Below are 21,926 nucleotides of genomic sequence, written 5' to 3'. Positions count from 1 at the left end.
TAACCCTCCGGAGGAAGTCATGGACAGAAAGAAGATCATCACCCCCCTGCTGCTCGCGGCCCTGCTGGTCCTGGCTGCGGCTTCGGCCCAGGCCGACAGCTACGGGCTCGGCGTTGCTGGAGATTTCAATACCTTCATCTTCAACGATTTTCAGGGATCCTCGGATACCGAGGGCAAGCTCGCCGTGGGCGGCAACGCCGTGCTCGAGCATTACAGCGTGGGCGACAAGCTCTCCTCCGGCTCGGGCGACGTGCTCGTGGTCGGCGGCGACCTGACCTACACCGGAGGCCGGGTCTACAACGGCGACATCCGCGTGGGCGGCTCCCTGTACGGTCCGGGCTACGACCTCTCCGACGGCGAGACCTACACCGGAGCGACCCTGCCCTTCAGCTTCTCCTCGGCCCAGGCCCAGCTCACCTCCCTGTCCCAGAGCCTGTCCCAGGCGGCCGCCACGGGCAGCTCCACCTACCAGTGGGGCACCGTCACCCTGGTGGGCACGGGCGCCACGGTCGAGGTCTTCAACCTGGACGGGCAGCAGCTTCTCGACGCCGACAACCTGACCTTCAGCGGCGTGGCGGACGGGGCCACCGTGGTCGTGAACGTGTCCGGAGCGAACTCGGGCTTCACCAACATGGGCATGCAGGCCTTCTCGGACAGGAACGAGAAGGTGCTCTTCAACTTCTACGAGGCCACGAACCTGATCATTTCCGGCGTGGCCGTGGAAGGCAGCATCCTGGCCCCCCTGGCGCACGTGGACGCGCAGAACGGCGTGATCTACGGCCAGACCGTGGCTTCGTCCTGGTCCGGGCCTGCCCAGCAGAACTACGCTCCCTTCGACGGCACCCTGCCCACGCCCATTCCCGGCGCGGTCTGGCTGCTCGGATCCGGGCTGCTCGGCCTGGCGGGCCTGCGCCGCGTCCGCACCCGGAGCTGACGCCCTCACCGGAGAATGCAAGCCGAAAGGGCCGCACGTCGACGAGGCGTGCGGCCCTTTTCGCTGTGCGGCGGCGGGCCGTGCGGGCGCCCCCGGCCCGGCTCAGAGCAGGAAGGAGATGTAGGAGTAGCCTGAAATCTCGACGTGCTTCGGCTCGCGGGCGAATTCCGAGAAGAGCAGCAGGCCGAGCTGCTGGAGTTCTTCCGGCCGCGCCAGCAGCAGGCTGTCCGGCGGTGCGAAGTTGTTGATGTCGTCCATCTTGTGTCCGCAGGCCGCCTCCGTGAAGATGCCGTCCTCGGTTCTGGAAACGCGCAGGGTCAGCCTGCGTTCCTCGTCCTCCACGGCTCCGGCGTCCGGCCCGGCCATGTGCATGAAGACCTCCTCGCAGCAGAGCGAAAGGCGCATCATGTCCTGGTCGGAGATGCCGAGTCGTTTTTGCCCGGCGGCGATCATTTCCTGCACGCCGGCCAGCTCGCCGGGCACGGCGCGAAAGCTGCCCTGCACGCTCTTCTTGGGCGCGAGGTAGGCCAGGGTGCTCAGAAAGAACGCGGTGAACCCGCCCACGGCCACGCTGTTTTCCAGCAGAGGAGCCAGGGAGGCCGGAACCACGCCGGGGAAGTAGCTGCCGCTCTCGGCCACGAGCCCCACGGTCAGCGCGAGTCCGAGGATGATGCCGTGCTGGTTGCCGAGCCGGTTCATGGTCACGAGGCCGATGCCCGCGTGGAAGAGCATGGAGGCGATGACGATGAGCAGGCCGCCGATGACCGGGCCGGGCATGTCCAGGATGATGCCGCTGATCTTGGGCATGAAGGCCAGGGCGAGCAGGATGGCCGCGCCGAAGGTGCCGATGCGCCGGGAGGCGGCTCCGGTGATTTCGATCAGGGGCAGGTTGTCGCAGTAGATGGAAGGCACGGCCGTGCCCAGCAGACCCGCCGCCACCTTGCTCAGGCCGTCGCCGTACAGTCCGGCCTGGACCTGATCGTAGGAAACCCGCCGGAACTCGCGCTTCGAGATCTGCTGCACGAGCATGATGTTGCCTGTGTTCTCGATCATGCTGGCGATCATGGCCATGCCGAAGGCCAGGAGCAGCGGGGTGTGCAGCGTGGTGATGTTGGTTTCGATTCCGGGCCAGGCCAGGGGCGGCAGGCCGATCCAGGCCGCTCCGGCCGAATGCTCGAAATGCAGCAGCCCGGCGGCCAGGGCGGCTCCGTAGCCTCCGAGCAGGGCCAGGATGGGACTCCAGAGCTTGAGCTTGCCGTTGCCGAAGAGCATCAGCAGGGTCAGGATCAGCACGGTGACCCCGCCCACGCCCAGGCGGGCGAGGCGGACCTCCGGCAGGGTGTCCGGCGCTCCGGCCCAGAGATCCAGGCCGATGGGCACCAGGGAGATGGCGATGAGCAGCACGACCACGCCGCCCACGGCCGGGGTGATGATGTGCCGGAAGTGGCGTATGAAGTAGGTGTAGAGGAAGATGACCGGGACCGTGAGCAGGGACATGCTCGCCAGCAGGGGCAGCCCGCCCATGTTCACGGCGTCGAGAGAGCAGGCCAGGAAGGCGCTGTAGGAGCCGCAGAAGAGGATGAACCCTGCGCCGATTCTGGATTTTCGTCGGCTCTGCAGAAACGTGAAGAGCGCGGCCACGAGGATGGTGGCGAAGGTGATGAAGCGCAGGGCGTCGTGGTCGAGTCCGGCGGTTTTGCCGAGCACGTTGGGCACGAAGATGATGCCGTCGAAGATCAGCAGGACGTGCGTGAGCGCGAGCGAGAGCGTGAGAAAAAAGGAGGGCTGTTCGGAGACGTCGAATTTGAGCTGGTTGCCTTGCATGGTGGTCTCAATGGAGAGCTGTTCCCTCCATGCGGTTTTCGGAGTTCTTCACGGCTCGCAGGGCGAAGGGCCGAGCCGTTCGGCCACGTCCCGGAAATGTTCCTCGTCCACGGGTTTGGTCAGAAACGAGTTCATCCCGGCCCGAAGGCAGCGCTCCAAGGCCTGCGAGGCCAGCAGGGCCGTGACCGCCACGATGGGCACGCGGGATTTCTCCCCTTCCATCCCGCGGATGCGCCGCGCGGTTTCGTAGCCGTCCATGTCCGGCATCATCAGATCCATGAGCACGAGGTCGAAGCCGGAGGAATCGAGTATTTCCAGTGCTTTCCGCCCGCCGTCGGCGTGCAGGATCTCATGCCCCCGGCGTTCGAGAATGCGTTTCAACGCCAGGGCATTGAGCAGATTGTCTTCGACAAGCAGAATTCGCACGGTCCATCCTGACGATAGTGTGTCCTCTTCACTGCTTATACGATACGAAGGGGGACTGCGTCATCAAAAAACGCGAAAAATCAGCGGGTGAGCCCTCGCAGAATGTTCATGTTCCGCACGTCGTCGGCCAGGTCGTCCTCCTTGTCCGTTTCCAGCACCAGGGGCAGCCCGGCGAGGCGAGGCTCGTTCATCAGCGCGGCAAAGCCGGAAAGGCCGATCTCGCCCTGTCCGATGTGCTCGTGGCGGTCTTTTTTCGAGCCGAGCGGGGTCTTGCTGTCGTTGACGTGCACGAAGCGCAGCCGCGCAAGGCCCACGGCCCGGTCCAGCTCGTCCAGGGTCGCGCCCAGGGCTTCGGGCGTGCGCAGGTCGTACCCGGCGGCAAAGACGTGGCAGGTGTCCAGGCAGACGCCGAGGCGATGCGCGTGGCGGGAACGTTCCATGATCTCGGCGAGGTGCGCGAAGTCCGCGCCGAGGTTGGTGCCCTGGCCGGACGTGGTTTCCAGGAGCACGGAAACGGATTCGGCCTTGTTGCCGTCCAATTTTTGAGCCGGTTCCTGGGCCAGCTCTCCTGCCAGTTCCAAGGCGCGGTCCAGGTTCACGGCAAAGGCGGCCAGCCCCTCGGCAACGCCCGCGCCCAGGTGCGAGCCGGGATGCATGACCGCGAAGGGAATCTCCAGCGCGGCGCAGCGCAGCAGCTCCTGCGCGAAGGCGTTGACGCTCCGTTCCGCCTTGTCCGGGTCCGGGTTGGCCAGATTGATGAGGTAGGAGGCGTGGGAGGCCACGGGATACGGCCCCCAGTCGCGCACGGCGCGCTTCCATTGCGCGGCTTCTTCGCCGGACACGGGCGCGGCCTTCCACTGGCGCTGGTTGCGCGTGAAGATCTGCAAGGCCGTGCCGTCCACGGAGCGGATGCGCTCCACGGCCTTGTGCAGCCCGCCGGAAACGGACATGTGCGCTCCCAGGAGCGGTCCGGTCATTGTGCGTTTTCCCTGGCCTCGGCGCGCTCCGGGCAAAGCCCGTTGCGCCGCGCCCAGGCTCCGGCGCAGTTGTCCACGGCAAAGGAGAAGCCGCCGTCTCCGTCCGTGCGCGCGTCCCTGGCCACGCTTGCCGCGGCGTAGTCCGTGGGCGCGCTCGAAGGCACGAAGGGCGCGGGCGGGGAAACCCTGCCCTCCACGCGGTCCAGGGGCTCCCCGCTGGAGAGCAGCAGGAGCATTTCGTATTCGCCGGGCGCATGGACCACGGCGGAATAGACGTTGTCCTCGGCACCCAGGGATTCCACCCTGGCCGTGTGCTCGGCTTCCGGGTCGCTGACGAAATTCACCGCGATCACTTCCACGTCCGCGTCCTGGTCGCGGCTGAACGCGATCTGGAGCGGGCCGGGCCGCAGGTCGGAAAAGTGGAAGCCCACCAGGGTGTGCTGCGGGCCACCGATCCAGCCGAGGTTGCGCGGGGCCGTGCGGTTGTCCATGATTTGCGGCTGGCCCGCGATCCAGGCTTCGGCGTGGGCGCAGCCGTGCCGGAGCAGGATTTCCGGCGGGGAGCAGCCTTCGGGGCAGTCCACGGGAATGGTGGCGGCGAGGCCGCCGCGTTCGCAGCCGCCCAGGCGTCCCCGGAGGGTTTCGGCGTCCTTTCCCCGGAAGATGTCCGTGATCCGCAGGCAGGTTTCGTCGCGGTCCAGCTGCTCCACGCCGGGCAGCATGGCCACGGGCCGGTCCGCGTCCAGCTCCAGGTCGAAGTCGGCGCGGTCCGGGCAGCCCGAGAACTGGACCACCAGGGTGTAGCTGAGCAGTTTGCCCTCCCTGGCCGAGGAATATCCTTCATAGACGGTGCTCTGGGGGTCGCCCGCGAAGCGGGGCAGCTCGTCCGGGCGCGGCCCCATGGCCGATGCCTGCGCCGCGGCCAGGAGCAGGCCCAGGCAAAGGCCCAGGCAATAGCCGAGGCGCGGGGCGGGTTGGGGCGGGTATGGCGATGGCGAGCGCATGGAAATCTCCTGGCGGTCCGGACGAAATCCGGAAAATCCCCGATAGCAGAATTCCCAGGGGCGGGCAACGCGTGCGGACGCGGGCGAGGCCCGCCAGGGGAGGTTGGCAAGTCCGGGCCTCGGGCGTAGGCTTTGCCGAGCAGCGCCCCGGCAGGGGCGAGGAACTCAAGGCGCATATGGAGACGACATGCAAGGAAACGGAATTCAGCGACTGGCCGAGGCTTTTGTGAACGAATCCGCTGCGGCGGCCCGCTCGGAAATCGCCGCGCTCAAGGCGCGCTCCGAGGGACTGCTCCAGGCCGAGCGGCTCTTCAAGGCTCTGGGCGTGGCCCAGAAGGTTCATGCGGAAAAGTGCCTGATGATCCTGCGCGGCAAGGTCGAGAGCACCGGGGAGAACCTCGCGGAGCTTCTCGACTCCCTGGAGAAATCCGCCGCGCACTACAAGGAAGCGCTGGACTGCCTCGCGAGCTGTCCCGGCCCGGCCGGAGGATTTCTGGACCAGTTCCGGCGCACGGCCCTGAACCACGCCGGGCTCGCGCGCAAGCTGGACGAGGAAAAACCCGCAGCCTATCACGTCTGCACGGTTTGCGGCTTCGTGGCCGAGGGCGTCGCCCCGGAGCGCTGCCCGGTCTGCCAGGCCGTGCCCGAGCGCTTCGCCTCGGTGGAGTGAGCCGCGAATCAGCGCCGCCGCCCCGATCATGCGGGACCGCGAACCAGCCCCTGCCGCAGCGCGCGCCAGGGGCTTTTTTTGCGCCCCGGCCCGGCGACGCATGAGAAAAATCACTCTTCGGCTTGGTATTTATTCGAGGATTTGATAATGGGACTTGGTGGTCCATGGCCCTGCAACGGGACGTGCAAGGAGGTCCGAAACATGCCCGACCTGAAAATCTGGAGCAGCCGGGAGATCAACAGGCTCAAGCGCGACATGAACCGGCTTTTCGAGAGCCTGTGCATCGATTACGGCCTGCCCGGCACCTTTTGCCAGGAAGAGATGGAAGTGGAGGAGGACGACCGGGAGATCCGCGTGCGGCTGGCCGTGCCCGGCCTTTGCCCGGACGACATGGAAGTGAAGGTCACGCAGTACGGCCTGGAAATATCCGGCCGCCGCGAAGTGGCCGGCCCGGAGGGCCGCAGGGAGGAGCGCTTCACGCGCCATCTCGGCCTGCCCTGCCGGGTGCTGCCCGGCGAGGTCAAGGCCGTCCACAAGGAAGGAACCCTGCGGGTCGTCCTGCCCAAGTGCACGGACAACCAATGCCGAAGCATCGACATCGTCAAGGAGTGATTGAATGCCGTCCACAACCGACAAGCACAAAGTGGCACTGGAAAATCTGCGGTGGCGTCTGGACCCGGCGTCGTTGTCCTTCAAGAGCACGGATGATCTCGAACCCCTGGCGGACATCGTCGGCCAGCAGCGCGGGGTGGAGGCGTTCCGCTTCGGCATGGGCATGGACCGCAAGGGATACAACATCTTCGTCACCGGCCCGGCGGGCACGGGCAAGATGTTCACGGTCAAGAAGCTGCTCAAGGAGCTTTCCGGCGGCGACGGCGTGCCGGACGACCTCTGCTACGTGAACAATTTCAAGCATCCGGAATCGCCCATCCTGCTCCGTTTCGACGCGGGCCGGGGCGCGGGGTTCAAGAAGGGCATGCACGACTTCCTGGAGAGCATCAAGAAGGAGGTTCCCCAGCTCTTCGAGTCCGAGGAATACATCGGGCGCAAGAACCAGATCATGGAGGCCCACGAAAAGCAGGTCCGCGAGTTCTACAAGGCCGTGGAAGACAAGGTCAAGGACACGGACCTGGTGGTGGTCAACATGCAGATGGGCCCGGTGCAGCGGCCCGACGTCGTGCCCCTGGTGGACGGCGAGCCCAAGCGCATGGTCGAGGTCGAGGAGATGGTCGAGAAGGGCCGTTTTCCGGCGGAGGAGCTGGAACGGCTCAAGAAGCGGCGCAGCGAGATCAAGGAAGAGCTGGACCACATCGTCATCGAGGTCAAGCGGCTGAACAAGGAGGTCAAGGAGAAGAGCGAGGAGGTGGACCGGCTCATGTTCCTGGCCCTGGCCAAGGAATACATCCGCCCGCTGCGGGAGGAGTATTGCGGCGAGGGCAAGGACGATACGGACGAAAAGGGCGAAAAGGACGAGCAGGAGGCCAAGGTCGCGCGCTACGTGGACGCCGTGCTCGACGACATGGTCGAGAACCTGGACACCATCAAGATGCTCGGCGCGCGGCCCCAGCAGGCCGGGCCCATGATGATGATGGCCCCGCCGCCCGAGGTGGTCTTCCACCCCTATCAGGTCAACCTGCTGGTGGACAATTCCGAGCAGGACGGCCCGCCCGTGATCATCGAATCCTACCCCACCTACCGCAACCTCTTCGGGTCCATCGAGCGGATCATGGACCGCAACGGCGGCTGGCGCACGGACTACACCAAGATCAAGGCGGGTTCCTTCGTCAAGGCCAACGGCGGCTTTCTGGTGCTCAACCTCATGGACGCGATCATGGAGCCGGGCGTCTGGCAGACGCTGAAGCGCTCCCTGAAGACCGAGGAAATCGAAATCCAGACCTTTGACCCGTATTATTTCCTGACGGCCACGGGCCTGAAGCCGGAATCCATCCCCATGCAGGTCAAGGTCGTGGTCATGGGCGACCCCTACCTCTACCAGATGCTGCGCCGCTACGACCCGGACACGCACAAGATATTCAAGGTCCGGGCCGACATCGAGACGAGCATGGACCGCACGGACGAGCGCGTGCTCCAGGTGGCCCGGTTCATCCGCAGCGTGGCGGACAAGCGCGGCCTCAAGCCATTCGACGCCTCGGCCGTGGCCCGCGTGACGGAGCGCGCCGTGCGCATGTCCGGCCGCCAGGAAAAGATCTCCACCTTCTTCCCGCACCTGGCCGACCTCGTGGACGAGGCCGCCTACTTCGCGGACCAGTGCGAGAGCTGCGCGGCCGTCACCGCCGAGCACGTGGAAAAGGCCATCGAGGCCAAGATCTACCGCTCCAACCAGGTGGAGGAGCGGCTCCAGGAGATGATCGACCGGGGTTCGCTCTTCGTGAGCACGGACGGCGAAGAGGTCGGGCAGATCAACGGCCTGGCCGTCTATTCCATGGGCGACCACATGTTCGGCAAGCCCTCGCGCATCACCGCCGTGACCAGCCTGGGCAAGGAAGGGCTGATCAACATCGAGCGCGAGGCCGACCTCTCCGGCCCCACCCACAACAAGGGCATGCTCATCCTGGCGGGCTGGCTGCGGCGTATGTTCGCCCAGGACAAGCCCATGGCCCTGGCCGCGTCCATCGCCTTCGAGCAGAGCTACGGCGGGGTGGACGGCGACTCGGCCTCCAGCACCGAGCTTTACGCGCTGCTCTCCAGCCTCTCCGGCCTGCCCATCCGCCAGGACATCGCCGTGACCGGCTCCGTGAACCAGAAGGGCGAGGTCCAGCCCATCGGCGGGGTCAACGAGAAGATCGAGGGCTTCTACCTCTGCTGCAAGAGCGCCGGACTGACGGGCAGGCAGGGCGTGATGATCCCCAAGGCCAACGTCAAGGATCTGATGCTCCGCCAGGAAGTGGTGGACGCCGTGGACCAGGGCCGCTTCAACGTCTGGGCCGTGGCCCGCATCGAGGACGGGGCCGAGCTGCTCATGGGCAAGCCCGCGGGCAGCCGGGGCAAGAACGGCAAGTACCCCAAGAATTCCATCTTCGGCCTCGCGGACGCCAAGCTCCTGGAAATGGCCGAGGCCATCCAGAAGTTCGGCAAGGACAAGGACGAGGACAAGAAAAAGAGCGGGAAGAAGTCCGCAGCCAAGAAATAAGCCGGAAACCCGAAGGGCGGATTCGGAATCCGGATCGGCCCGCGGCAGGCGAGCCGCTCCTGTGCCGCGCACGGGGGCGGCTTTTTGGAGGCGTCGTCGTTTTCCCGGCCCCGCTTTCTGGACAGCGCGGCACGCCCTGTGCAACGCTCCGCCGGAACGGACAATTAACCGACAAGCGGGGCGCGGGCCTGGGGCGCGCCCGGCCGGAGGGGAAGCGATGGGGAACGAAGGGCTCGACGAGTATTTGCGAAAATACGTCAAGATCAGGGCGCAGTATACGATCGTGGGCAACCGCACGCCCAAGTCGAAGCGCGTCTACGTGTTCATCGGACGCGGACGCGGCGGTTTCGCCGGAAACACGAAATACCTCTTCCTGCATTTCCTGAAGCACCACCCCGAGCTGGAGTGCTGGTATCTGACCCAGGAGAAGGCCGACTACAAGGAGCTGCGCGCGGCCAAGCTGCCCGTGGTCTTCCATCCCTCGCCCGAGGCCGTGGACATCCTTCCCCGCGCCGGGACCGTGGTGGTCGAGGCCATCAGCTTCCGCAACCATCTCTACTATCCGCTCATCGAGGGGGCGCGGCAGGTCCAGCTCTGGCACGGGGTCGGCAACAAGAAGATCGGATTCCAGCTCGCGGGCGCGTCCGTGCTCGCCGGCAAGGACCAGACCCTGATCGAGGACCACAGCGACTACGACCTGATCGTTTCCACCTCGCCGTTCTACACGGACGAGGTCTTCCGCAAGTCCATGCACGCCAGGGAATTCGTCTCCCTGGGCTACCCGCGCACGGACGTGCTCTTCCGGCCGCTGGACGCCTGGAGCATGGTCGGCTGCGACCGCGAGGCCTACACCGCCGTGGTCAAGGCCCGCAAGAAAGGCCCGGTGGTGCTTTTCGCGCCCACGTTCCGGGACACGGACGTCAATCCACTGACACAGGACGCGCTCGATTTCGAGCGTTTCGCGGATTATTTCGGCAAGCGCGGCGCGCACCTGCTGATCAAGCCCCACGGCCGCGTGCCCGTGCGCATCGGCCACCTGCCCCCGCACGTGACCATTTGCAACGCGGACAGCGACATCTACCCGTTTTTTCCCCTCGCGGACTTGATGATCACGGACTATTCCTCCATATTCACGGAGTATTTGCTCATGGATCGGCCCGTGCTCTTCTTCTGGGCCGACTTCGAGAGCTACATGTCCGTGGACCGGGGATTCCAGTTTCCCTTCGAGGAGATGTGCCCCGGACCCAAGTGCCGCGACGCGACGAGCCTGTTCCGCGCGCTGGAGCATGTCCTCTCCGGCGGGGCGGACGAGTGGGCCGAGGCCCGAAGGGCGCTGCGGGACAAGGCGTTTTTGCACCAGGATGGAAAAGCCGGCGAGCGCATCGCCGCGCACCTGCTCCAGGGCGAATACGCGCCCGGTGCGTGCTGAAACAAGAAGGACGGTCCTTGCGGGCCGCGAGTAAAAGAGGAATCGGATGAATCTTGCCGCATGTCGAACGGACAGGCTGGCGCTTTCGGAGTGGAACGGGGAAACCGTGGTCGCCCTCGGCCCGGTGGACGTGGACCCGAAGATTCCGCGCAGCCACGTCCTCTCCATTCCCAAGCTGCAATTCGTCAATCCGGCCAAGCTGTGCGCCCGGCTGCCCGAAGCATTCTGGGAGCGCAAGGTCTTGTTCGTGCTTCCCGCCGAGGCGGACAAGGAAGAGGCGCAGGCCACGCTCCTGGTCCAGAAGCATGTCCTGGCCCGCGTCTATCTCGCCTTTTTCCACCGCAGACCCATGTCGGAGATGGACCAGACCCTGACCTCGCTGATGGGCGCGCTCAAGGATCCGACCAGGAGCCTGAGCCAGCTGCGCAACTACCCCTGGCTGCTGCGCTACCCTCTGGCGGACAAGCTGCGCGGCCTGGGCGCGGGCAGACCCGCCCTGATCCTGCTGGCCGGGCCGTCCCTTCAGGAAATTTTGCCGCGCCTGCCGGAGCTGGCCGAGCGCTGTCTGGTCATCTGCATCGCCCGGACCCTGCGCCCCTGCCTGGAGGCCGGGGTGGAGCCGGATTTCGTGATCCAGTACGACACGAACATGGAGCAGCGCCAGTTTTACGAAGGGGTGCCCCGGCTGGAGAATACCGTGCTGGTGTGCCTGTCCTCGGCCCACGTGCATCCCGTGGCCGAGCTGTTTCGCGGGCTGTTCCTGCGCGCCAGCTTCGGGCAGGCCTTCCTGCCCAATTCCTTTGTCCTGCGCGACGGCGTGGAGGGCTCGCTCATCGCCTGCCTTGGGCTTGTCGAAGCGCTGGGCTCGTCCAAGGTCTACGTCAGCGGTGCGGATCTGAGCTGGCCCGGCACGGGCGAGCGCTACGTCGGGCAGGGGGACAACCAAGCGGTAGAGGCCGGAGATAGGGACGTGCGGGCCTACACGCAGGACGGCATGAGCGTGGAGCTCGGCCGTCGCGACAATCGGCTCGTGCATTCCTCGATAGGCTTTATCGCGGCCGCGCTCAAGGCCGGGGAGGCCGCTGCGGAAATCTCCGCCGCGACCGGGGCAAGCTTTTATACGCTCAGCGAGGCCACCCTGCTCCCGGAAAAGGAATTTCCCCCGTCGGCCTTGGATGAGGTTCTGGCCCAGCCTCCCCTGGACCGCGCCGGCCTGCTGGCAGGCCTGGACCGCGCCCTGGCCGTGCGCGAGCCCATCGACCTCAAGTCGCTCTGGACCTTCCTGCACGACAACGAGCGCGGCCTGCGCGCATACATCGACCTCTTCACGCTCAAGCGGGTCGATCCCGCCAGCCGCAAGACCATCATGGACGATCCCATGGTCCGGGTGCTTTCGAACATGCGCGGCGCCTGCTGGCACAGGCTCAACGATCCCCTGCGCAGCGCGGAGCGGCTGTTGGTCGCCTGGCGCGACGCCTACGCGGATGCCCGCAAATTCACGCTGGCGCACCTCCTGACCGCCAAGAAAGCGCCGCTGCTGCTGCTCTGCGCCCAGGACGAGGAGCAGCAGCTGCGAGTACTGCTGGAGCGTCTGATTCCGGGCTGCGTCTTGGCGGTTCGCCGGAGCGCGATCCTGGGTCACCGCGGGGATCAGGACGACTTTTTTGACGACCGCCACCTGCCGCATCTGCTGGCCGACGCCGAGCTCGTGCTGGTTTCGCCGAAGGCCATGGAGCGCCATGCCCATTTCTGGGAACTGGCTCCGGACGACAAGGTCATTGACCTGCGCGCGCTGGGCCCGGCGGTCGGCAGCCGGGATGCCCGGAAATGAAGGCTTTCCTGTGCGGTTGAGCTTCGAGTCCCTGCCTCGGCTCCCTGGCCCGCGCTGGCTGCGGCTCGCTGCGCCGCTGCTGCTCGGACTTCTGCTGGCCGGGATCCTGTTCCGGCAGGGTTTCTGGCAGGGCCCGGAGCCGTATCAGATAGGCGTCATCGGCACCATGGAACGTTCGGACACGCCTTTTGGACGCTCGACGCGGCTGTTCCTCGAACTTCGAAAGGACGAGATCAACCGGGCCGGGGGCCTGGGCGGAGTGCCCGTCACGTATCGATTCCTTTCCCCCAAAGATCCGGACTTCCGCGAGCAGGTCGAGCGGGCAGCGGCCGACCCGCAGGTCATCGCCCTTGCCTGCGGATCGAGTTCCACAAGCGCCGACAAGATTATCGACGTGGTGGGGCGGTCCGGGATTCCGTGGATCGCAGGCAATTTTTCGCTGGAAAGGCTCTACCGCGGGCGTCCGAACGTGTTCACCGCCGATCCCGGCGAGGGCGCGAACATGACGATACTCGAAGCGTTCCTGGACGACGGCGGGTTCGACGTGGTCCTCTACGCCGGGGACAAGGGTAACGTCTTCGGGAATGCCATCGCCGGAAATTTGGCTGCGCGCACGGATGCGCCCTATGGATTCCAAGCCCTGATCAACGACTGGAACGGGGGAACGCAGACTTGGGAATTCTTGCGCGACCGGATCGCCGCTGCAAGGCGGCCGATTATCGTCAGCGGATACGGAAGCTCCGATACCAGCGAACTCCTCGCGTTGTTGCATCAGAAGGGGGTTTCGTGTCCGCTGATGCCGACGTATTCGGACATGATCTCGATGTTGGGCAAGCTTGACGAGCGCATCCGGCCGGACGTGTCCCTGCTGCGATTGCAGATGCGCGGCGACGACATCATGTCCCTGGAATACCTTCGTTCACGCGAGCGCTTCGTCAGGGAAATCCGTCGGCACGGAGTGCAGGACGACTACGTGCTTCGAGGCATGGAATATGGCGACCTCGTCGGCGTGACCGCGCATGCGTGGAGGGTCGGCAGCCGCAGCGGGGAAGCGTCCCCGCGCGAAGCGATCCTGAGGGGCATGGCGGAACTGCAGGACGGGAAGGGATATTACCGTGGATGGACGCGGGACTGGGCCTATACGCGGGAAGGAGCGCTGGACGACGTGCCTTCGCTGCTCTGGAAGGCGCCCGGCAGCCTCCAGGTCAAGCTCTACCCCGTGCAGTACGTTCTGGTCGGGGGGCAGGTCCGGCGCAGCTTCACCAAGTACGTTCATATGGATGTGGCGAACGTCAGGGACGTCAACGTCAGCACCGGCACGTTCGACGCGGAGGTGAACGTCTCCTTGCAGTGCGCGGAGCCTCTGGCCCTGGATCTTTTGGATATTCTCGATTTTTCCAACGTCGCCAGAAGTCCGGAGACGAACCGTCCGCTGCTGGATTCCGTTCCTCTTGAAACCAACAGGAAGCTGGGGGGGGAAATCCCCCTGTATCGAAGCCGCTACAAGGTCTTCGCAAGATTCAGCTTCACGCCCCGTCTGGCCGCGTATCCCTTTGACGTGCAGGAGATCGGCATCGGACTGCGCTCTCCCGATCCCGAACTGCCTTTGGAGGTGCAGCCCGCGAACGGGCATGCGCTGGATGAGGAGTTCAGCGCGGAGGGCTGGAAGGTTGTGGACAGTCTGGTCGGCACGGAAACGGAACACATCTCGGACGTTGATCTTTCCACGGACCGGCTGGTCCAGGCGGGAAACACGCGCTACGTGTTCCATTGGCGTCTGAAGAGGCTGCCGGTGGATTTTCTTCTCAAGACAGTGGTGCCGCTGGCGATCATTCTTCTGCTGGCCTACCTGTCGATCTTCGTTTCCTCCGAGGCCTCCTCGCGGGTGGAGATCCAGGCGGTCTGTCTGCTGGCCGTCGTCGCCCTCTACTTCACCGTCGCCAAACCCTCCTCGGGAATCGCCACGATCTACGACAAGACGTTCCTATTGGCCTATGTTTCGATTCTTGCCGTGGTGCTGCCGACCATCCTGGTCCGGATATGCGAAAAGCGCGGCCTCGCCCGGGCCGGGATTGCCATGCGCCGGGTGCAGCTCGCGCTCCAGCCGCTGCTCATGTGCGCCGGGGGAGTCTGGCTCAGCTTCGGATGCTGACGCAGGCTTTGCCGCCCTTTCTTGCCCCGTCCGCGCCGTCCGCGCGCTCTACGCCACCCTGTACGGGGTGGCGTATTTCTTTTCGGGGTGGATGCGGCCCTGGCGTTCCAGCTTCTTGACCAGGTCGTCCGTGGCCCGGAGGATGTCCCTGTCGCCCCGGATCAGGGGGCGCTCGTCGCCCCAGGAGTCGAGCATGTCCGGATCCTTGACGCTGAGGTGGACCACGGCGGAGAAGAATCGCCGCAGATTGATGAGCAGGGAGCAGGCTTCCTGGTTGCGGGAGAGGTCGAGCGCCTCCATGCTCTCGAAGCTGACCTCGAAGGGGGTTTGCAGCCGCTCCTCGAAATGGAAGTCGTCGTTCCAGAGGTAGCGCATGGGCAGCTTGCGCGTGGTTTCGGCCACGTGCCGGGCATAGGTCTGGGGCTCGCAGCAGAAGACATCGTAAAGCCCGTCCAGGGCGTCCTTGAAGCAGATCCGCAGATATTCGTCCAATTCCTTGAAATAGACCCCGCCCGTCTCCTCGACCATCTCGAAGGAGAAGGGGATGTTCTGGTTTTCCGGGTTGGAGAGCAGGGCCAGCATGGTCATGATCTCCTCGATGGTGCCGGGGCCGCCGGGGTGGGCGCGCCCCCGGTGCGACGCGCGGATGAACGCCTCCATGCGCTGCTCGATGGTGGGGAAGACCACCAGCCGGTTGACCAGCTCGTTGGGCGCTTCGGCCGCCAGGATGCCCTGCTCGGTGAAGCCGATGTAGTCGCGCATGCCGAAGCGCTTGAAGGTGCGCTGCTTGCCGTAGGCCACCTGCACGCCCTTGAACGGGGCCTTCATGATGCCGTCGCCGCAGCCCGTGATGTTCTCCATGTCCGGCATGAACAGGCCCAGCCAATAGGCCAGCACCTTGGCGAAGTCGTACTCCTCGCGGCTGACGCGGTGGCCGCCCCAGGTGAAGACCACGAGGCCGCGCTCGCCGCGATAGAGCATGCCGGAGTGCTCCACGAACTTCTTCACGTAGGCCGAGCGTTCCTCGGAAGTGCCGAGCCCGTTTTTCGGCGCGGGCGGGAAGACGATGTCGCGCATGGCCGAGGAAACCTGCTCCACGGACTGTTCGATGACGTGCTCGCCGTCGTAGAGGCAGTCGCGGGGCACGCCCGTGCAGATCAGGGCGTAGTCGCCGTTCTTCTTCTGCAGCTCCACGCGCATGTGCCGGAATTTTTCGCGCACGGCGCGGGTGTCGTTGTAGTCCTTCTTATGGATGTTGATCAGGGCGCCGATGATCTCCACGAGGCGGTGGCTCTCGCAGGTCAGGGCCGTGCGGATGCGTCCGGCCTCGCGTTCGGTGAGCTCGGTCACGCCGAGCTGGCGGCTGATGATCGGAATGGTCACGATGGTGCTCATGTCGGTGCTGCGTCCTTGTTTTGGTTCGGCTCAAGGCCAAAGCAGTACCCGATGGCGTCCGGGCATGCAATCGCACTCGTCGCGCCGGGGCGCTTCCGCTCGCCGGGCGATTGCGATACGGTGCGGAGGCAACGGGCAGGAGGTTGTTCATGGTCGGAATGATATCGCGTCCGGACGGGCGCGTCCCCAGGCGCGGAGGCCCGGCGTGAAGGGCCGCGTGCTCATTGTGGACGACGAACCCGGCATCCGCTCGTCTTTCGGCTTTCTGCTGCGCATGGAGGGCCTGGAAACCCACGAGGCGGACGGCTGCGAGAGCGCGCTGCTCGCGCTGGAGGAAGCGGGCGAGGGCGGATTCGACCTCGTGCTCGCGGACATCCTGCTTCGCGGCCCGTCCGGCATCGAGCTGCTCGAGCGCGCCAAGGAGATTCGTCCGCTTCTGCCCGTGGTCATGGTCACGGGCGAACCTTCCGTGGACACGGCCGCGGCCGCGCTGCGCCACGGCGCGTTCGACTACGTGACCAAGCCCGTGGAGCGCGAGACCCTGCTGCGGGTCGCGGCCCGCGCGCTGGAGCACGGCGCCCTGCTGCGCAGCGAGGCCTGCCTGCGCCGCGAGCTGCGCACGCGCGAGGAGAACATCCGCGCCCTGCTCAACGCCACCACGGAATCCGCCCTGCTCATGACGCGGGAGGGGATCGTCATCTACGCCAACCGGGTGGCTGCGGAGCGGATCGGCCTGCCGCTCGACGAGATGCCGGGCCTGCGGGCGGAAGACATGGGCCTCGCGTCCGACGTGCTGGCGCGCCGCAAGGACAAGGCCGAGGAAGCCTTCGCCCTGGGGCGACCGGTCCGCTTCCGGGACGAGCGCCTGGGGCGGGTCTACCTGAACAGCTATTATCCGGTCCTGGGCGAGGAAGGCTCCGCCGAGCGGCTGGCCATCTTCGCGCAGGACATCACCCGGCTCACGAACCTGGAGGAGCGCCTGCGCGAGCGGCGCGGGCCTGCGGGAATGATCGGCGTCGCCCCGGCCATGCAGCAGGTCTACGAACGCATCGAGCAGCTCGGCGAAGTGGATTCCTCGGTGCTGCTCGCGGGCGAGTCCGGCACGGGCAAGGAGCTGGCCGCCGCCGCGATCCACGCGGCCAGCGGGCGGTCCGGGGGGCCGTTGGTCAAGGTCAACTGCGCGGCCCTGGCGGACTCCCTTCTGGACGCGGAACTTTTCGGCCATGTGCGCGGGGCGTTCACCGGGGCGGTGCGCGACAGGGTCGGCCGCATCGAGGCGGCGGCGGGCGGAACGCTCTTCCTGGACGAGATCGGCGACATCCCGCTGCGGACCCAGCAGAAGCTGCTGCGCTTCCTGGAAAACAGGGAATACGAGCGGGTCGGGGATTCCCGGACCCTGGAGGCGGACGTGCGCGTGGTCGCCGCCACCAACGCGGACCTGCCCGCCAAGGTGGCCAGGGGCGAGTTCCGCGAAGATCTGTACTATCGGCTCAAGGTCATGGTGGTGCGCATGCCGTCGCTGCGGGAGCGCGCCGAGGACATTCCCGCATTGGCCGAACATTTCGCGCTGGAATTCGCGCAAGCGTTCGGCAAGGACATTTCCGGCCCGGACCCGGCGGCCCTGCGCGTTCTCCAGGCCCATTCCTGGCCGGGCAACGTGCGGGAGCTGCGCCACGCGCTGGAGCACGCCTGCATTCTCTGTCCGGGCGGCGAAATCGGCGCGGAACATCTGCCCAGGGATCTGCTTTCGCCGCGTGCGCCGACCCGTCCGGCCACGGGGGCCGGGGAGGACGAGCGGCGCGAGTTGCTGGACGCGCTGGAACGGACGAACTGGAACAAATCCCAGGCGGCGCGCCTTCTTGGCATCAGCCGGGGCAGCCTCTACAATCGGCTGCGCGCGCACGGCATTGCGTGAACCCGCGACCGCGCAGGGGGTCGCGCAGCGCGATTTTCGCGCGGCGGCGCGATCTTCGTTCGGGCCGGACCAATAATCAGGTTTCCTTTTTTTGGAAAAGCTCGTATTCTCATTATGAACAGTACTCTCTTTCCTTTTGGGGATATTTGCGGGAAAGCTTGCGAAAACGACACGAAAACGGCACCGTTCTTGCGTTGCCTCCGGGGCCGGACTCGCCGCGAAGGCGGCTTTCGGGACCAGGGCGACGGAACATTGACGAAGGAATGGAGATAGGCCCGCTGCGGGCCGGGCAGAGGGGTGACAGGAATGATTATTGATCGTGATGAAAACGGGATCAGCCTCGAATTGCCGTCGGACCTGCGGCTGGTGGACCAGCTCGTGGAAGATGTCCGGGGCTTTGCCAAGGAGTGCGGCGTGGAGCGCGCGCCCGGTCTGGGGCTGATTCTTCGCGAGCTCGTGAACAACGCCATCGAGCACGGCAACCGGAGCGAGCAGGAACGCAAGGTCGGCGTCCGCATCGAGAGCGCGGGGCCCATGCGCTTCAAGGTCGTGGTCGAGGATCAGGGAGCCGGCTTCGAGTACGAATCCCTGGACCTGCGGCTCTCCGAGGATCCGAACCAGGAGCGCAACCGAGGCCTGCCCATGGTCAACGCCTACGCGGACGAACTGGTCTTCGACAAAGGGGGCACCCGCGCCACGGCCTATGTGACCGTGAAGCGGGACACGCTGTTCGAGACCGTGGACGAGGACGGAATCCGGCGGATCATCCCATCGGGGGATCTTTCCTCCTCGGTGGCGGAGCCGTTTCGCTCCCTGCTGGTGGGGCTGCTGGAGCAGGGGTTGACCCGCTTCCGGTTCGACCTGACCAACGTCACGGACATCGACTCCGTGGCCCTGTCCATTTTCGTCATCTTCGCCAACATGGTCGCCAAGAGCGGGGACGAGGGCCTGCTCGAGGTGGTCAACGCCAACGGGGACATCCGGGAAATGTTTCATCTGACGCGGTTGAGCCGAATCTACAGCGTCATCGAAGAGGGGCAGCAGCATGGGGAATGATCCTTCCATCGTCGAAGAATTCGTGGTCGAGGCCCAGGAGCACCTTGAAAACATCGAGGACGACTTCCTGCAGCTCGGCAACCAGAAGGAAAACCCCGACCCGGCCATGATCGACAAGATCTTCCGGGCCGCCCACTCCATCAAGGGCGGTGCGGGCTTCCTCCAGTTCACGAGCATCAGCGAACTGGCCCACATCATGGAAACCCTGCTTTCCTCGCTGCGCTCCGGCGTGGTTCCGGTCACGGACGCCATCATCGAGGGCCTGCTCGCGGGCGTGGACAAGCTCAGCGAGCTGCTGGCCAACGTCGACGTGAGCAACGAGATGGACATCTCCAAGGAGCACAAGCTCCTGAGCGACCTGCTGGAGGGGCACGTGCCCGGCCAGAAGGACCAGGAGGACGTCGCCGTCACCGACCAGGGCGGGCAGAAGACCGGATTCGAGGTCACGCCGCTGACCCTGCGCAACATCCCCAAGAACCACGAGTTCATCTACGTTCTCAAGTACGATCTGGCCGAGGTTTCCAGCGAGAAGGGCGAAGGCCCGCTGGCGCTGATCAAGCGCCTTTCCAGCACGGGAGAGATTCTCGACGCGCGGCTGGAGGCGGACGACACCGACCTCAAGCAGGGCCTGCCCGAAGGGCCGCTCTGGTACGAGCTGCTCTACTCCTCCATCATCGGGCCGGACATCATCGAGTTCGCCGTGGGCCTGCCCCAGGACCGCGTGACCGTGGTGGACCGCGAGCAGCTCGTGGCCGAGGCGCAGCAGCAGGGGGCCAAGGCCGCCAAGGCTCCGGAACCCCCGGCGGCCGCCCCGGCTCCGGCTCCGCAGCCGGAGGCCGAGACGCCCGCGCCGCAGGAAAGCTTCGCCCAGTCGGATTATCCTCAAAGCATCATGGACGAGCTGCAACTGCCCGTGACCGAGGAGATGATCGAACAGTTCACCACCGAGGCCGAGGAGTCGCTGGACGCGGCCGAACAGGCCCTGATGCAGATTTTCGACGAGCCCGAAGGGGCCGAGGAGTCCCTCAACGAGGCCTTCCGCATGATCCACAGCTTCAAGGGCAATTGCGGCCTGCTCGGCTTCAAGCCCCTGGAGCGCGTCAGCCACACCATGGAGACGGTGCTCGACTTCTTCAAGACCGGGACCACGCCCCGGCGGGAGTCGGACCGGGCCACGCTGATGAAGGGCCTGGACACGCTCCGGGCCGGGCTTTCGGAGATCGCCGCCGAGGGCAAGCTGACCATGGGACCGGTGGACGAGCTGGTGGGCGAGCTGGCGGGCCTGCTGCCCGGCGGCGGCGCGGCCAAGGCCCCAGCCGGCGCGCCCCGCGAGCCCAAGGCGGCCCGCTCCGCCCCGAAGAGCGCGCCCGCGGCCAGCAAGATCGAGCGCCGCGACATCCGCGTGGACCTGGAAAAGCTGGACGTGCTCATCAACCTCGTGGGCGAGCTGGTCATCGCCGAAAGCATGACCACCCGCCACCCGGACCTCCAGGGGCTGAACCTGGAAGGCTTCGAGCGCGCGGCGCACAACCTGCGCCGCATCATCGCGGATCTCCAGGACGTGGCCATGCAGGTGCGCATGATCCCGCTCTCCCGCACTTTCCGGAAGATGATCCGTCTGGTGCACGACCTTTCCACCAAGGCGGGCAAGAAGGTCCGGCTGGAGCTGCTCGGCGAGGAGACCGAGGTCGACAAGACCGTCATCGAGCAGATCGCGGACCCGCTGGTGCACATCATCCGCAACTCGGTGGACCACGGGCTGGAGCCGCCGGAAGAGCGGCTTGCCGCGGGCAAGTCCGATACGGGCGTGGTCACCATCGAGGCGCGCCACGAGGCGGGCGAGGTGCTCATCGCGGTGCGCGACGACGGCCGCGGGCTCTCCCGCGAGCGCATCCTCAAAAAGGCCATCGGCAACGGCATGATCCAGGGCGACGGAAGCAACCTCCCGGACAGCGAAGTCTTCAAGATGATCTTCGAGCCGGGCTTTTCCACCGCCGAGAAGATCACGGACGTTTCCGGCCGGGGCGTGGGCATGGACGTGGTCCGTCGCAACCTGGAAAAGCTCAAGGGCCGCGTGGACGTGCAGAGCAACCAGGGGCAGGGCGCCACGGTGCTGCTGCGCATCCCGCTGACCCTGGCCATCATCGAGGGCATGCTCATCCGCGTGGGCTCGGCCCAGTACACGCTGCCGCTGCTTTCCATCCGCGAATCCTTCCGCCCGGACATGCACCAGGTCACCGTGACCATGGACGGCCAGGAAGTGGTCAAGGTCCGGGACGACATGATTCCCGTGGTCCGGCTGCACGAGCTCTACAACGCCGAGCCGGACGTGGTGGAGCTGGACAAGGGCATCCTGGTCATCGTGGATTCGGGAAACAAGAACGTCTGCATCTTCTGCGACGAGATCCTGGGCCAGCACCAGACCGTTATCAAGGGGCTGCCGAGCTACCTCGGCAACGCGCGCGGCCTTTCGGGCTGCACCATCCTCGGCAACGGCGAGGTCAGCCTGATCCTGGACGTGGGCTCGCTGATCGCCATGGCCGAGAGCAAGGGCGCCAAGGAGGCGGCGGCGAACGAAGGCTGAACAGCGAAACGGGCGTGACGCGCGCCTCTGGGGGAAAAGATGGGCAACGAGGACATGTTGAACGCGCAGCTGCTGCTCGACGAGGACGAGGACGCGCAGAAGGACAAGTATCTGACGTTTCATCTCGGCGACGAGCAATACGGCGTGGAAATCGCCTACGTCACCGAGATCGTCGGCATCCAGAAGATCACTTCGGTGCCGGACATGCCGGAATTCGTGCGCGGGGTCATCAACCTGCGGGGGCAGGTCATCCCGGTCATGGACGTGCGCACCCGCTTTCGCATGCCTCCGCGCGACTACGACGACCGCACCTGCGTGGTCGTCGTGCGCATCGGCGAACAGACCATCGGCCTGGTGGTGGACATGGTCAACGAGGTCGCCGATATCCCCAAGGATCAGATTTCCCCGCCCCCGTCTTCGGGTGTCGGCAAGGGCAGCCGCTACATCCAGGGCCTGGGCAAGATCGATGACGACGTGAAGATTCTGTTGAACGTTCCCATGCTTCTCGGGGAGGAGGAGCTTGAAGCCCTGGCCTGAACGACAACGGCCGCGACGCGGCCACAAATTGCACGGAGGCT

The 21,926-nt window shown here is 65.8% G+C and carries 16 protein-coding genes; 11 read left to right on the top strand and 5 right to left on the bottom strand.

What is annotated here, in order from left to right; genetic code table 11:
- The first annotated feature begins 19 nt into the window (after positions 1–19).
- A complete protein-coding gene (locus G452_RS19830; RefSeq protein ID WP_022663095.1) occupies positions 20–934 on the top strand; it encodes a choice-of-anchor A family protein in 915 nt (304 codons plus the stop codon).
- A 102-nt stretch (positions 935–1,036) separates the two neighbouring features.
- Here the strand turns inward: G452_RS19830 and G452_RS0115075 are convergent, their stop codons facing one another.
- From G452_RS0115075 to G452_RS0115060, 4 genes are all read right to left on the bottom strand, one after another.
- Positions 1,037–2,758, bottom strand: a complete 1,722-nt coding sequence (locus G452_RS0115075) for a uracil-xanthine permease family protein (protein ID WP_022663094.1) — start codon at positions 2,756–2,758, stop codon at positions 1,037–1,039.
- A gap of 48 nt (positions 2,759–2,806) precedes the next feature.
- Complete coding sequence (locus G452_RS0115070) at positions 2,807–3,184, bottom strand: response regulator (protein WP_022663093.1); 378 nt, start codon at positions 3,182–3,184, stop codon at positions 2,807–2,809.
- Between the two features lie 80 nt (positions 3,185–3,264).
- Entirely contained in the window at positions 3,265–4,161 is an 897-nt protein-coding gene (locus G452_RS0115065; RefSeq protein ID WP_022663092.1) for a deoxyribonuclease IV, read from the bottom strand.
- A complete protein-coding gene (locus tag G452_RS0115060) occupies positions 4,158–5,165 on the bottom strand; it encodes a hypothetical protein (RefSeq protein WP_022663091.1) in 1,008 nt (335 codons plus the stop codon). The genes G452_RS0115065 and G452_RS0115060 overlap by 4 nt, the downstream gene beginning before the upstream one ends.
- Before the next feature lie 187 nt (positions 5,166–5,352).
- Here G452_RS0115060 and G452_RS0115055 point away from each other — a divergent pair, with 187 nt between their 5' ends.
- The 6 genes from G452_RS0115055 (at position 5,353) to G452_RS0115030 (ending at position 14,398) form a co-directional block, all read left to right on the top strand.
- On the top strand, positions 5,353–5,835 hold the full coding sequence (locus G452_RS0115055; RefSeq protein ID WP_022663090.1) for a rubredoxin-like domain-containing protein: 483 nt from the start codon (positions 5,353–5,355) through the stop codon (positions 5,833–5,835).
- 201 nt (positions 5,836–6,036) lie between these two features.
- A complete protein-coding gene (locus G452_RS0115050) occupies positions 6,037–6,447 on the top strand; it encodes an Hsp20/alpha crystallin family protein (protein WP_022663089.1) in 411 nt (136 codons plus the stop codon).
- Positions 6,448–6,451: 4 nt separating this feature from the next.
- Positions 6,452–8,986, top strand: coding sequence for a Lon protease family protein (locus G452_RS0115045; RefSeq protein ID WP_022663088.1), 2,535 nt, complete (start codon positions 6,452–6,454; stop codon positions 8,984–8,986).
- Between the two features lie 217 nt (positions 8,987–9,203).
- Positions 9,204–10,415 carry a CDP-glycerol glycerophosphotransferase family protein gene (locus tag G452_RS0115040; protein ID WP_022663087.1) on the top strand — a complete coding sequence of 404 codons (1,212 nt, stop codon included), beginning with the start codon at positions 9,204–9,206 and terminating at the stop codon, positions 10,413–10,415.
- Positions 10,416–10,461: 46 nt separating this feature from the next.
- Positions 10,462–12,246, top strand: coding sequence for a 6-hydroxymethylpterin diphosphokinase MptE-like protein (locus G452_RS0115035; RefSeq protein WP_022663086.1), 1,785 nt, complete (start codon positions 10,462–10,464; stop codon positions 12,244–12,246).
- Entirely contained in the window at positions 12,233–14,398 is a 2,166-nt protein-coding gene (locus G452_RS0115030) for an ABC transporter substrate-binding protein (protein ID WP_162141316.1), read from the top strand. The genes G452_RS0115035 and G452_RS0115030 overlap by 14 nt, the downstream gene beginning before the upstream one ends.
- Before the next feature lie 48 nt (positions 14,399–14,446).
- Here G452_RS0115030 and G452_RS0115025 read toward each other — a convergent pair whose 3' ends face one another.
- The gene (locus G452_RS0115025; protein ID WP_022663084.1) at positions 14,447–15,793 is read right to left on the bottom strand and encodes a pyrimidine/purine nucleotide monophosphate nucleosidase domain-containing protein; all 1,347 of its coding nucleotides are present in this window, start codon (positions 15,791–15,793) and stop codon (positions 14,447–14,449) included.
- A gap of 205 nt (positions 15,794–15,998) precedes the next feature.
- Between G452_RS0115025 and G452_RS21580 the strand changes: the two genes are divergently transcribed.
- From G452_RS21580 to G452_RS0115005, 4 genes are all read left to right on the top strand, one after another.
- Positions 15,999–17,708, top strand: a complete 1,710-nt coding sequence (locus G452_RS21580; protein ID WP_022663083.1) for a sigma-54 dependent transcriptional regulator — start codon at positions 15,999–16,001, stop codon at positions 17,706–17,708.
- A gap of 306 nt (positions 17,709–18,014) precedes the next feature.
- A complete protein-coding gene (locus G452_RS0115015) occupies positions 18,015–18,764 on the top strand; it encodes an ATP-binding protein (RefSeq protein ID WP_022663082.1) in 750 nt (249 codons plus the stop codon).
- Positions 18,754–21,348 (top strand): chemotaxis protein CheA, encoded by a 2,595-nt coding sequence (locus G452_RS19825; protein WP_022663081.1) that lies wholly within the window; start codon positions 18,754–18,756, stop codon positions 21,346–21,348. Before G452_RS0115015 ends, G452_RS19825 begins: the two co-directional genes overlap by 11 nt.
- Before the next feature lie 39 nt (positions 21,349–21,387).
- Positions 21,388–21,885, top strand: coding sequence for a chemotaxis protein CheW (locus G452_RS0115005; RefSeq protein ID WP_022663080.1), 498 nt, complete (start codon positions 21,388–21,390; stop codon positions 21,883–21,885).
- Positions 21,886–21,926: the final 41 nt, after the last annotated feature.

This window comes from Paucidesulfovibrio longus DSM 6739 (genome assembly GCF_000420485.1).
Taxonomy (GTDB): Bacteria; Desulfobacterota; Desulfovibrionia; order Desulfovibrionales; family Desulfovibrionaceae; genus Paucidesulfovibrio; species Paucidesulfovibrio longus.
The sequence above is the reverse complement of the archived record's forward strand: the minus strand, read 5'-3'. Positions and strand labels throughout refer to the sequence as shown.